Origin of the sequence: Pseudomonas sp. 22072 (assembly GCF_052046095.1) — a bacterium.
Classification (GTDB): Bacteria; Pseudomonadota; Gammaproteobacteria; order Pseudomonadales; family Pseudomonadaceae; genus Aquipseudomonas; species Aquipseudomonas paracarnis.
This window is the reverse complement of record NZ_JBQEQE010000025.1, coordinates 1-13,076: the sequence shown is the minus strand read 5'-3', so window position 1 is coordinate 13,076 and position 13,076 is coordinate 1. Positions and strand designations below refer to the sequence as shown.

Genomic DNA, 13,076 nt, shown 5'->3' with positions numbered 1-13,076 from the left:
ACGGCCCGGCTCTGTTGTCAGGCCGGCGCGTGCGTGTCGTTTTCGTCTTCAGCGATGCTGTACCAGGCGTGGTAGGTCTGGCGCCGCGTGTCGCCATTGGCATTGAGCACGCGTACCGGGCGCCCCAACGCGTCATGAAAGTGCTGCTCGCTGGGACGCAAGGTGTTGAAGGCCGCATCGTCGATATAGCCGGCACGGTCGGCAAAGTAAGGTCGCCAGGTGCGCGCCAGGCAACCCTGATTGTCATACTCCACACGGCCGCTGATCCGCCAACGGCGAGTGGCATCGGTTGGCTCGGCACCCGCGCTCAACATACCGGCGTCATCGACTGCAAAGGCCGGGCCCGGTTGCGCCTTTTCCTGGGTTTGCCGCACGCGGCCAAAGCCGTCGCTGAAGGCGAGGGCTACCTGGATCTGCGCCGTTTGCGACGTGCCTTGCCAACGGTCGGCGTGCAGTACCACGACGTGCACCGGCACTTGCCTGGCCGCCTGAATCAGGCGCTTGAGGGTTTGATGATGGGGGAGCGCAGCGCTCAGGCTGTTCAGGCGTGCCAACGCCGAGGCACGAATATGCCCGCTGGGCAGCAGGTAACCGTTGCTTACCCATTGCGCCTGGATGCTGGCGGGTGGAATGCGCCCCATCCAACTGAACACGTCGTAGAAGCACGCGCTTTGAGCGTTGAGCAACGCCGCCTTCGGATCAGCCAGGGCCTGCGCCGGGCCCGTATCGGGCGTGCGGATGAAGGGCGTAGGGGCGTCATGGCCGACGGGCTTTCCTTGCTCCTCACCCTTGAGGCCGGTCGCCAGCAGCTGCCCGTGGGCGTCGTAGTGCGCGTAGCGTTGTGTACGCTGTGCGTCAGTCACCCTCACCGGCAGGCCAAGGCGGTAGTCGTACTGCGCCTGGGTCGTGCAGCCGTCCGCCAATTGCACTTTGATGATGTACAGCCCATAGCGGTCGTACTCGGACTGCGTGAACCCATGGCTCAGGCTCGCCTGATGCCGACGAGGCCGATAGAACATTTCGGCCTGGCCGTAGCGGGTGTAACCCTGGCCGAGGGACCACAGGGTGATGGCCTCGTCCTGCCCGGGGTCCGGTGACAGGAACGCGGCCATGGCCCGATAGTGCTGTGCACTGAGCGTAGCAGTGACAGTGCGGCCCTCATATACCTCCAGCGCTTGCTGATCGAGTTCGGCCGTCTCGATATAGGCAGGCAGCGCCTGAAAACTCGCGGTGCCGGCCGGCAAGGGTTCGGTGTGCTCCGCCACGCAGTAGTGCTGCACCGACAGCCCCCCCAGCCTGCGTTCGGCCGCTGTTCCCAATGGATCGGACGGGCCCTGCGCGATGAAGTGTTCATAGCTTATTTTTTCAATCGCTAACGCCTCTTTGCTCAGCACCAGCACGTTGCTTCGTTGCTGGTAGGGCAAGTGCAAGCGCCAGCGCTGCGCGGCGTCCAGGTGAATGAAGCGGGCGCGGGTTTCGTTGAGGTAATACGTCTGCTGCGCTGAGTCGTGTGCGTCACGCCACCACTGCTGCTGGTGGGCTGGCCCGGGCGGTGGGGAGTCGCTGGCTGTCCTGCGACGGGCATAGTCGACCACCACGCTGTGCAGATTGCCGGCGTAGCGGTCCCAGCGCAGATTGAGGATGTGCCGGCAGCACGGGTCGTCCGGTTGGCGCTCGTAGCGACAGGTCAGCGACTCCAGCAACAGTGGCAGCAGCACCGCCGGTTCGCCGGCCTTGGCCGACGGGCTTAATTGCCGTATGAGATAGCGCTGTTGCTGCACCGAATAGGGCACTGCCTGGGGTGGCGCATCGGCGGCGGCATACACCTCTTCACGCAGCAGGCTCCCCGCCAATGCACGCTGCATCGCGCGGCGGGTGGTTGCGACGGGCGTGGCGATCAGCGTGTCTCCCGTGCGCCCGGCCTCCAACTGGCCCAGCAGGGTTGGCCCCAGCGCGGGCGCCTGTGGGTCGCCCGGGTAAAAAGCCTCCTGCGAGGGCTCAAAGGTGTGGAACCAGCGTTTGGTCAACACCCCAGGCTGCGCATCGGCCGTAGGGGGTTGCTCGGTGTGCAACACCAGGCCAAAGCCGAGGAACTGGCGCTCCTCACGGTCATAGCAGGCTTGCCGGTAACGAAAATACTGGGTGGAGCGGTTGCCGCTGACCAGGTCCTTTTGCTGTTGCCGCTTGACCACCTGCACTGGGAACGCAAGGCTACTGCCTTGGGGCACTCCCAGGGTTTGCCAGTGCTGTTTTTCGTCGAGCCATTCCTGGGCGCTGCTGCGGTAGCTCAGCTGGGTGGTGGCCCCCCGGTTGTTGAGCGTGGCGGTTAACAAATACGGTTTGAGACTGACGAAGTCATACCGCCAGTGCTGGGGGGTCATGTGCGGCACGCTCAGGATCAGGCTGGAACAGCCCAGGCCTTGAAGGTCGGCAAAGCTGACCTGGCACGTCGCGTCATGTCGCACGCCCTCGGGCCAAGGCAATGTCAGTGGCTCCGATGCCAGCCCGCTGCCGGCGCGGTTCATATAGATCTGTACGTGTTCAGGCGCCAGGTAAATCAGGTCCACCGCGCCTGAACCATCCAGGTCGGCGAGGCGAATATGGGCGGCATCGAAGCTGGCGTGGTCGAACGCCAGTGTGGCGAAGACAAACCCTTTGCCGAAGCGTCCACGGCCGAGGTTGGGCCAGCATTTGATTTCGTTATGGCGGATACGCACCAGGTGTTGTTGGCCGCTGCCCAGGGGGTCGCAAAAGGCGATCAATTCAGCCGGCGAATGGCTGAGGGTGGGTAGCCCCTCATCGTCGGGCGCATGGCGCACCTCCTGGCCAGGATCAAACCCGCCGTCCTGGCGCTGAGCATACAGGCGCACGCTACGGCTGCCGATCAAGGCCAGGTCCAGCCTCCCACTGCCCATCAGGTCGGCCAGTTGCCCGTGGGGATGGAAAAACTCCTGGGGCATCGACGCAAAAGGCACGAAACCCGACCATTGCCGCTGCGAGTCGAGGCTGAAAAAACCACTCAGCCCCGGTTGCGCCACCACCCATTCCAGATGCCCATCGCCGTCAAGATCCGCCAGTGCCTGGCGCGTGGCTTGGACGGTATCGGCGAGGGGGATGCGTGGCAGGGCCTGCCATGGACCATAGATCAGCGCATTGCTGCTGGCTGTGCCGGGGGCCCTGAGCGGCTCGCGGTAATACCAGCTTTTATCGGTGCGGTGCAGGATGCCCGGCAAACCGTCGCGGTACAGGTCCACCAGTTGATAATGCTGCCCATCGTTGACGCCCGCCATGGCGTCGAACGCTTGGTAGCGCGCGGCGTCCAGCGTCGGCACGAAGGCGCTGTAGGCCAGTTCCAGGGGCGGCCAGGCACTGGCGTTCCCCTGGGCGTCAAAGGCCTGGTTGTGCACGGCGTTCAGGCAACTGCCGATGGCGTGGCGATGGGTGTACTCCAGCAACAGACGCCGCGTCAGCACCGGCTCGGCGCCCAGGCTCGGCTCGTCGGGGAAGTAATGAAACATCAGCACTTGCTGGCACCGCCGCAGGGTGCCGAGTTCAAAGCCATAGGCATAACTGCTGATCGGGTCGTTGCGGACCGGCCAGGCGTGTTGTTCGGCATAGGTCGGCACTTGGCTCAGGCCAGCGTGGCGTTCACCATAATCCAGCAGCAGTTCGAAGTGCCATTGCTTGTCAGCGAGGGCGTCCGCGCGCCACAGCGCCAGGTGCTCAAGGGGCTTGAGGTTGCCGTAGCACACCCGCGCCAGATAACGCTGGGCGCGATAGTCCCTGGCGGCGCTTGGCGGCTGGTCGTCGTGTTTGTAGTGGTAATAGATCTGCTCACCCAGGGGGTTGAGGCTTTCCTGCAACAGCCATTGGGCAACACGTAGATCGTCGTTCGGGTCTGCACAGCGCGCGATCAGAGTCTTGCCGAACAGGTGCACGCAGCCGTCGGCCCCCTGAACCAACCAGAACCCGGCCTTGTCGCTGTCGCAAGACCAATGCTCGATACGGTCGAAGCGCGCTTCTATCACCGGAAAATAGCGCACCACTCGGTGGGATTCACCCAGGGCCAGGCCGTTATAGTGGTCCCAGGTCGTGGCCTGAATTGCGCCGTCGGCATCACGCTCAGGGATCATGTCGATGCCTTGGGGGCTGATGAAACGGTCGTCATCACCGTAGGCCGGTACGCCTTTGCGGGTATCACGGCTGATGGCGCCTGCCGACATCGCCCAGCCGAGGCCGAAGGGCCCGTTGCCTTGGGCGCTGCGATAACCCAGGCTCAAGGCCGGCGTGAAGCCACGGCCCGGCGAAATGGGCAAGGGCACCTCCAGGCACGCCTCACCCCGTGTGCCCACGGCGCCCCATTGCGCGCCGGGGCCCTGGATGGCGCCACCGCCCTTGGGCAACGCAGGAATCTTAGGTTCCAAGAGTTCGGGCGACTGCACGCTCATCGTTGACCTCCGGTGTTTTTAGCGGTGTAGCGCAGGTGCACGATGATATCGGTGAGGGATTCGAGCAGAGCGTTTTGCCGGGCATGGTTGGGAAAGGTCAGTTGCCAGGTGGAGATCGCTCCTGTGTATTCGAACGGCAGGTAACGCTCGTCGCTGTCGAAGTTCAAGGTGAACAATCCGCTGTCGTTGAGCCCGCTGGACAGGGCGATTTGCTGTTTGGCGCGCAGGTCTTTTTTTACCGCGGCTTCGGTGTGTCTGGTCGCTGGGGTGACGTGCGTGGTATTGGCGGTTTGGGTCAGGATGGCCTTGATGTCTTCATAGGGGCCCAGCGTGGCGGGCAGGGACACACTGACGTGCTTGATACGCCGCAGGTAATGGCCTGGGTAGTCGTCGTCAAACAGCTTGAGGGTCAGTTCAAAGGTCAAGGTGCCGGTTTTTACCAGGTCGGCTTTAAGCGCGGCCCAGGGCATGTCGCGCGTGGCCATCGGGTCTCGGCTGTGCAGATGGCGCAGCGACACGGTTTTAGTGATCTCCAGCAAACGTTCGTTGTGGGTGACGTAGGCGTTACTCATGCTCAGTAGATTTTGCTTGAGCGCTTCGCCGGCGCTGAAGCCTCGATATTGATGGGTCCAATGCTGGGTTTGAATGAAGTGCTTGTCCCACTGAGCCCGTTCTTCCTGCCAGCAGGCCTCGGCCGCCAGGCACAGCGACAGGGTCGAGTCATAGGCTTGGTAGTAGAAAGTGGAAAGTTGGCCATTGAGCCATTGATACAGTTGGGCGTTGGTAAAGCGTTTGCCGAGCTGGTCGTACAGGCTTCGTGCCTGGGTCAGGCTGGTCTGGGCCAGGGCCAGTTGCAAGCGGGTATGGGCTTGCTGTTCGGTATAAGCCTGCAGTTGGGCGTCGACCTGGGCCAGCTCAAGGCGTGCCTGTTCAAGCGAATGGGCCCACTCGGCGGCGCGTCGGGCAAACAGGTCGGTGCGGTCCAGGTGGGCAGCGTTGGCGCGCTTTTCATTGGCAATGCCTTGGGACGCCGCGTGCAGGGCGTGAAAAGCGCCCTCGTAGCGCACGCCGCCGTTGGAGGTGCCAAAAATATTCGGTATCAGCATCGCCAGCCCCGCGCCGGCTTGTGCCACGGCGGCGGCGGTGTCCCAGCGCGCACTGTCCTGGTACTCCTGGGTGGCCTGGGCCTCGGCCGGGCTGATGCCTCGCTTGAGCTGCTGTTCGAAGAACGCCACCCGCGCTTCGACCATGCGGCGTCCTGCCAACAGCGCCTCCTGGTTCCTCGCATCGAACTGTACGGCCTGGGCCTGTTGCTCGACGGCCAGCCTCGCCAAGTCCCAGGCTTGCTGCTGCTGGGTTTCCAGGTACTGGGCCTGCTCTTTGCGTTCGAACAACGACAATAAGGTCGTCCCCAACTGGATCAGGTTGTCGACCGCTTGCAAGGCGTGTCCCAGCAGCACCTGGAAGCGATAGTGCGCGGCCTGGGCGGTGCGTAGGGACGGGCGCAGGCTGGCGCCGACCGCCCCTTGCTGGTACGCGGCAAGCAGCGTTTGAGGCGTCAGGGTCGCGGCGTACAGCGGCAAACTCAAGGGTTTGCCGGTCAGATCCAGGTGATGGCGCAGGTTGTGCAGGCGAGATTCGATCTTGTCCCAGCGCAGCAGCAAATCAGGGCTCAGGGACCGACACAGCCGCGAGGTGCCCGCAGGTACTGTCGTGCTGTCGAGCGTGGAAGGGTTTTGCAGTTTGTCCAGGGTCGTGGCTGCCCAGGGATCGACCGGGTTGAGCGGCGGCCTTGGCCCGAGCAAGCCCTTGACGCGGATGTACCACAACTTGGCGTCGGCCAGGCCGTCACGGGTCATTTGCCGGTAGGCCGCATCCCCGCGATTGAGCAGGATGTCGACGTACAGCAGGTACAGCGCCTGACGAAAATGTACCGCGCTGCTTGTCGCCAATGGGTGGGACACGGACGAGACGTCGTGGCGTTGTGGCGCACTGGTAAGCAGCGCAGGCAGGCGCCAGAACCCGGATGGGTGTACGGGATCGAACACGTAGCGTATCCACGTTTCGGCCTCGGCGTATTGTTGCTCCTGGTTCAGGCGTTGTGCCAACAGCCAGGGCAGGTAAAGAAACAACTCCCAGTAATAGGTGCCATGGGGGCCGTGAAAGTCCAGGGGACTGGGCTTTTTCTCGCCTGGCAAGGGCGGCTCGCGCCAGGCATCCGGCGCCAACGCAAACAGCTCATGCAAACCTGCGCCCGCGGTTTTTGCCAGCAGCCCGGCCACGCAGGTGTTGGTGCGTATGGGCGCTCGTTTGTTTTCAGGCTTATCGAGAGACTCGATAGTGGACCCGCTGAAGTCGATGAACTCTGCCGTGCCATAGGGCGGGGTAGCGAGTCGCCGGATAAACGGAGCCAGTGGAATGATGGGGGTGCTGTTATCGGGCGGCAGGGTGAAAGTCGCGGTTTTCAGCGCGTAGCCCAGGATGATGGGGTCGGGGTAATGCACATCGCTTTCCAGCAGCAACACGCCGTGAATCAGCGTCAATGTGGAAGCCGTCGTGTCAGTGGAGTCCTCGTCGTAGGGGTGCAAGGTCGAGGGAGAGAGTTCGATCTGCGCCTCAAGCGTGTGCGTTTCGGAGAGTTCAGTGAACGTGTCGCGCAGGGTGCGCCGAGAGGCGTCTGCCAGGCCGACGAGTACCGTGTTATTGCGGTGAGGGCTTTCCGGTAAAGCGCTGTCTCCCTGTCTGGGATACATCAACACGGGTTTGTACAGGCGTTGTTTCTGCTGGACCTGGACCTTGTCCAGTACCAAGTCGTAGGCATGGCTGCTGGACTCCGCTTGATTGTTGTAGAACGAGAGAATGACGGTATAGGTGGCGTCCGGCGTATTGAAAAAATAATCGAAGGCTTCTTGGCTAATGCGTTGGTCGCGCAGATTGAATGTCGCGCTTTTCGGGGTTTCTTGATCTTTTTCAATCTGCGGCAGGGTAAAGGTCGTCGGCTGATTCGCTGCATTTTTTATGAATTGGGCATAGCTGACGCCGGTCTCGTTGCACTTGAGGGTCAAGTCGATGCGCACGTTGGAGAAGGTTGCCAGCCTGGCGCTCTCCAGGAAAATCTCGGCGGTGGGGCCTAACGCCAGCATCTCGTTCTGGGCAGGACCGCTGCTGCTGAGGGTGATGGTCAAATTGGCCATTGCGTCTGCCTTGCTGAACCTGACAGTGCGGTGCGGTTCGAAGCGTTTCGCCAGGCGGGTGGTGACCTCCAGTACTGACGTCGTTCGGTTGAACCGGATATCGCTCTCAGCCGAAAGACTGCGGATATGCTGTTGATTGTCTTCGTAATTCCAGCCATGGGTGGTGCCATGGGGCGCATTGTTGGTCAGGGAGTGAACTTTGACCTGGACCGTTTCGGGCGCCCTGAATTGAAATCTTGACCTGTTGTGGTGCCCGAACAGGGCCTGGTACCGCCCGGCCAGTTCAGACTCTTTATGCCAGGAGAACATCCGCCGAGTGCTGCCCAGGGTTTCCAGCCAATGGACGTTGAAGTGCTGATCCAGCCGTACCGCTTGAAAGAAATGCCGATGCACGCCGTTGTGCGAGGAAGCCGTTTGATGGTTCGGCTGTGCGCTCAGGCCCAGGAACAGTGACGGCGGTTGGCTTTTTGAATCGAGTACGGCGATGGACGCAGTGGCACTCATCAGGTCTTCCGAGCTCAATTCGTCAAGGCCCTGTGCAAGGCTGTATTCCTGAATGCAGGCCTGCGGCACGCTCCAACTGTCATCCAGTTTTTTATAGGAAAAGTACAAGCGCAACTGTAGATAGGTGGTCTTTATCCGGGTTTCCAGCCGTTGTTGGTATTCCCTCTCCGATTCGACATCACCTCGTCCAATCGGGGTGATGTCCCTCGACGAGGACGTCGGGTTGATGCATTGGGCCCACACTACGAAGAGGCGCCCGTTGAACACCACCGGGCGAATCGTCTGTTCGGGGACGTTATCGTCAATCGACAGCGGGATCTTTTGCCAGGAGGACCAGGCTGGCGGAGTGGCCGCGTCGCCCGAGGCCATTTTCAGCGTGCGCCAGTAATAGGTGTTTTCCGGACTGGACTTGCCGGTGAAGTAATAAGTGCTGCTGGCAAAGCTGTCTTTATCACCGTCGATATAACCATTGAGGGTCTTGATGTTGGCAAGTGCTTCGAAGCGGCTGAGGTAACTGTGGACGGCTGTCTGCAGCGGCGCAGGCTCGATGCGAAATTGGTTGAGCTGGTTCTCCAGTTGCCTGAAGTTGTCGCTTTTGTCATGGCGCAATGCAGGGCTCAGGTAGGTGGCCGGGTAGTGCTGGAGTTGCTGGTGGGCACGCCACAGTGAATAGGACAGCAACTGGTCTCGCCACTCGCTCTGCTCGTCAGCGCTCATGCCCTGTTCGTCGTAGCCGGGCTCCAGGCCCAGGTAAATGCCTGTGATGTACTGCTGCAGGCTGGCAATGGCGCTGGCGACACGGGTGGTAGGCACCGTATGGCTGACCTGGGGGTCGAGCAGCCAATAGGTATAGACATCGTCTACGGTCTTGACGGTATCGGCCACTGCCGTGTCTTCAGGCAGCACGCTGTTGAGGTAGAACCCCAGCATCGCGTCGCGCAGGTATTCGTTGAGGTGTTGGGTGAGGGTGTCAGACATGGTCATTCCTTGAACCAGGCGAAATACAACGGGATTAGGGGGTTGTGGCGATCAATGCCGAGCCAACGTGTTGCCAGTCTTCATTCATCAAGGTGGCATGCAGGTCGGCAGCCTTGAGCAAGGCGCTGGCGGAGAGGCCGGTGAGCCTGACGGCTTCATGGCAACGCAGGAGCCAGTCCAGGTCGGCCAGGGTCTTCACCTGTTTGGCAGGCAGGTATTCAACGAGCAGGTTGATTTCATCGACATCCCACTTGAGCAATGCGGCCAGTTGCGAGGTGCAAGCCCCATTGTCAGTTATGGCGGAGCCTTCGACGGAGGATGAATTGGCGCACTGCAAATAGGCGAGCACGCTGTCCTGGGCCAGCCCGTAGGTGCTGAGGCAATGGGCAAAGCGTTGCAGCAGGTACAGCGTGCTCAGCGTCAGCTTGAGCAGCGAGGCCGCGGTGTGGTCCGGGCTCAGCCAGTGCGGATGGAGCACGAAGGCCTGCAAGGCCTCACGGCTCACTGCCAGCCCCAAGGACACTTCGGCATCCGGCAGGCTCAGCAGTACATTTTTGTGCAGCTCCGTGGTGGACTCGGCAGTGGCGGTTCGGGCAATTTGTCGAACCACGAGTTTGCGCCATTGCAGGTACGCGGCGGGGTCACCGGCGAGGTGTGAGGGAGCGTTGAGCAGCGTGTCGATTTTTGCTTTCAGCGGCTGCATTTGTTGGTAGAACGCGCCCAGCTTCTTGGTCACTGCCTGTTTGGCATCGCTGTGCAGAGCCGTGTTGCCTTCTGGGTCGAGGCTCAGGGTCTGGGCTTCGATAAGCTGCACCAGCGCATTGGGCAGTTCTTTGGGCGGCGCGGGCTTGAGCAGCGGTTGGCTGTGCAGCAGCCCTTGTACGATGAGGGCATGCCAGGCAATGGGCGCCGCTTTGGTGTCAGGCTCGGGCTGGGGCAATGACAGGTCAGCGAGGTCTTCTTGCGCCAACAGGCCATGCCGGGTCAGTTCGACCACCTCATCGAGTTGGGTGATGTACGTCTGCACGTGGGGCGGTGGGGATTGGGCATCCAATAGCAATTGGCGGCGAAGCTGATCAACCGTTTGACCCGTGTCGTTGAGCCAGCGGACCAGCCAGTCCATTTGCATCAGCACATCGAGCAGGTCGGCAGGGGCATTGACGCCGGAGCGACGCAGGCTCGGGTTGACCAGTTGTGCGGTGTAATCCTTACCGCCCAGCAGCGCCGCCACATGGTAGCTGTCGAGCACTGACAGCCCGAACAATCGCGCGATACGGGTTTGGCGATACAGCGCGCTATAAAACGTAAGCGTCGGGCAAGAAGCGGGTAGATGCAGGCGGGCCTGCTTGATCAGCCAGTGCAACGAGGCTGGGGTGTCGCTCAGGTGCAGGCCGGTGCAGAGCTGGTGGCGCAGGGTTGTCGGGATTTCCTCCCTCAAGGCCAGGGTCGGCCTGTCCAGGGTCAATGCCTGGCCTGGCAACGGGCCGGGATTGAACAGCTGGTCGTACAGCGACAGACGAGTGCCGGGTGCCCACACCGGTATCTCATCCAGCACGGCGGCAAAGGCTTGCAATGACAGGCTGTAGCGGCGCTCCAGATAGCGATAGACGCCCAGTGCGCGCAGGGTATTGTCGTTGGCGGGCTGCGCCGGGTCGCCCTCGTGTTCACGCCGCACCACGCTCGTCGATAGGGCGTCGAGTGCGTCGAAGGGCAATTGCGTCCAGCGTTGCAGGCGGATCATTCGGTGCAGGCGCTGATAACGTTCCCATGAGGTATTGAGCAGGCGCGCACCATCCTTGTCCTGCGCATTGATCGACAGGGGCGACTGGGTCGCGCCGGCCTCGGTGATCGGCCCGTTCACGTACGCGGCACCGTTGTGCAGGCGCAGCTTGGCCGGCGGCGTTGGCAGGGCGCTTGCCAGAACATTGCTCGACAGCACCGGCACATACTTGCCGCAGGCCAGTAGCGCTTCGGTCTGATCGGCGGTGAGTCCGGTTTTCTGCAACCAGTGGGACAACTCCTCAAGGGGCTGCTCCTGGGTACCATAGTGCTGGGTAAAAAAATCTTCTGCCTGTACGTCTCCCGTTCTTATTAACAAAGGCTCGATCAATAACACCTGCTGGGCAGGGCTCAGCCCGGACAGCAAACGTTGCGCTTCATAGGCCTCGTGCCGGACCACGCCGTAAGTGTTTTGCGCGCGCTGGCTGGTGGGCAGCTTGAGGCTGATGCGGTAACTGAGTTCGCCCAATTGTGGCTTGCCGCCGGACAAACCGAGCCAGCACTGGCGATGCGCGCGTTCGAACGGCAGCACGAAGGGGAAGCGTTGCCTGCCGAGCACCTCATCAAGGGAGCGGCCGCGGTATTCACGGCGGGTTTGTTTGAGATGAGCGTCGATCTGGCGGGACAGGGTTTCGTTGATCATCGAGAGTTGAGGAATCACAGCGCTGAGGCCGCGTTCGTCCAGGGGCAGTGTCTTGAGTTCGGGGCGTCGCCGGTCGAGGGTGATCTTGGGCTGTTTGCCTTTACCGCTTTTTTCCAGCGCTTGGGCAAACAGGTATAACGCCTTCAGGTAGGCGATCGGGGAGTCGATTGCCGCCATGGAAGAGGCCGAACACAGCAGGTGCCAGTCCTCTTTGAACAGGTGGGTATAGGTGGGGGAGTGCGTGTCCATTGTGATGAATCTCCTGAAAGCCCCCGGCCACTGCCAAGGGCAATGGCACGCTAGCATGGGGCGCCAGGCCGGCTCGGTCGGCCGGATCGCTGAGTGAGCGAGGAGAAATCATCGGTGCAAATCGATAGCGCGACAGGGCCTGTGGGGCACTGTCGCGCGAACCTTGCTGCGAGGAGGTAGCCGTTACGCCGCCAGCGGTTTTTTCGCCATGGCTTTTTTGTGCGCGGCCTTCATCGCTTCCATCTCGGCCCCCAGCTCTTCGAGCAGCGCTTTACCCAGCAGTTTCTTGGCCTGAGGGAACATCTCGGTTTCTTCTTCTTCGATATGGTGCTCAAGCAACTCCTTGACCACTTTGACGCGACCGGAAAACTCGGTGGACGAGGGGTCGGTTTTCTTCAAGTCCGGCAGTACCAGCGAGTCGACGGTACGGTGCTCTTCCTTGGCTTCGTGGTACATGATGTCCTGTTCCTTGCCACCAGCTTTCCTGAACGCGGGGTAGAGGATCTCTTCTTCGAGTTGGGTATGCAGGGTGATCTCCATTTCGAGTTTGGCCAACAACTCGGTACGCTTTTTTACCCCGCGTTCAGTGGATTCGCTTAACTGGGTCAGCAGGGTCTTGACGCGTTCATGGTCGGCTTTGAGCAGGTCGATGGCATTCATAGGTAACCTCACGGGGGGTATGCGGGCGTGTCGAAGTGCACGCCTCGTGGTGAGGAAGGTTGCATCAGGCGTACCAACTTTTATGGTTAAAAATTATCTTGTAAATCAGTTGGTTGTATTTTTCTGTGTGCTTGGTGGTCGTGCAGCTTGCATGGTCGGGCCGCGTTGAGATTGCACAACGCACAACCGGTTGCTGACGCTCCAGCGCAACGGGCGGCCCTAAAGGGTGGCCAGGAAAATTCTAATGGAACCCTTGGGGCATCTGCTTGACCTAACGCTTAGACTTCAGGAGGTGAATCATGCAAATTGAATATATCTGGATCGTATTGGCGGTGGTTCTGCTGCTCTTGGAACTCTGGGCGATCAATATCGTTTTGCGCAGCACTGGCGGATGGGAGACCAAGGGGTTGTGGGTCGTGGTGCTGGTGTTCGTGCCGCTGCTGGGGTTGATTGCGTGGGCGATGTTCGGACCCAAGCGTGAAATGGCGCAGCAGCGTAAAAGCTGAAGCGGTGAGTGATAAAAAACAGGCGCCCATGGGGCTAATGCCAGTCAGTTAAGACAGAATCGGTAACTGTGGCGAGGGAGCTTGCTCCCGCTGGGGCGCGAAGCGGCCCCAAAAA

5 protein-coding genes are annotated in these 13,076 nt (G+C 61.1%); 1 reads left to right on the top strand and 4 read right to left on the bottom strand.

Annotation, left to right across the window (positions count from 1 at the left end; all coding sequences use genetic code 11):
* Positions 1 to 17: 17 nt before the first annotated feature.
* The 4 genes from ACTJLA_RS21720 to ACTJLA_RS21705 form a co-directional block, all read right to left on the bottom strand.
* Positions 18 to 4,448: a SpvB/TcaC N-terminal domain-containing protein gene (locus tag ACTJLA_RS21720; protein ID WP_440842096.1), complete on the bottom strand. Its 4,431-nt coding sequence runs from the start codon at positions 4,446 to 4,448 to the stop codon at positions 18 to 20.
* A complete protein-coding gene (locus ACTJLA_RS21715; protein ID WP_314544130.1) occupies positions 4,445 to 9,124 on the bottom strand; it encodes a neuraminidase-like domain-containing protein in 4,680 nt (1,559 codons plus the stop codon). The genes ACTJLA_RS21720 and ACTJLA_RS21715 overlap by 4 nt, the downstream gene beginning before the upstream one ends.
* A 34-nt stretch (positions 9,125 to 9,158) precedes the next feature.
* Positions 9,159 to 11,795, bottom strand: a complete 2,637-nt coding sequence (locus ACTJLA_RS21710; protein ID WP_314544128.1) for a Tc toxin subunit A — start codon at positions 11,793 to 11,795, stop codon at positions 9,159 to 9,161.
* 183 nt (positions 11,796 to 11,978) lie between these two features.
* Positions 11,979 to 12,455 (bottom strand): hemerythrin domain-containing protein, encoded by a 477-nt coding sequence (locus ACTJLA_RS21705; protein WP_003191732.1) that lies wholly within the window; start codon positions 12,453 to 12,455, stop codon positions 11,979 to 11,981.
* Positions 12,456 to 12,754: 299 nt separating this feature from the next.
* On the opposite strand from ACTJLA_RS21705, the gene ACTJLA_RS21700 reads away from it, so the two are divergent.
* The gene (locus ACTJLA_RS21700) at positions 12,755 to 12,961 is read left to right on the top strand and encodes a hypothetical protein (RefSeq protein ID WP_003191730.1); all 207 of its coding nucleotides are present in this window, start codon (positions 12,755 to 12,757) and stop codon (positions 12,959 to 12,961) included.
* Positions 12,962 to 13,076 lie beyond the last annotated feature (115 nt).

Bases quoted from the DNA above. Each gene is read 5' to 3' on its own strand.
- ACTJLA_RS21720 (WP_440842096.1), bottom strand. From the start codon at position 4,448: ATGAGCGTGCAGTCGCCCGAACTCTTGGAACCTAAGATTCCTGCGTTG.
- ACTJLA_RS21715 (WP_314544130.1), bottom strand. From the start codon at position 9,124: ATGTCTGACACCCTCACCCAACACCTCAACGAATACCTGCGCGACGCG.
- ACTJLA_RS21710 (WP_314544128.1), bottom strand. From the start codon at position 11,795: ATGGACACGCACTCCCCCACCTATACCCACCTGTTCAAAGAGGACTGG.
- ACTJLA_RS21705 (WP_003191732.1), bottom strand. From the start codon at position 12,455: ATGAATGCCATCGACCTGCTCAAAGCCGACCATGAACGCGTCAAGACC.
- ACTJLA_RS21700 (WP_003191730.1), top strand. From the start codon at position 12,755: ATGCAAATTGAATATATCTGGATCGTATTGGCGGTGGTTCTGCTGCTC.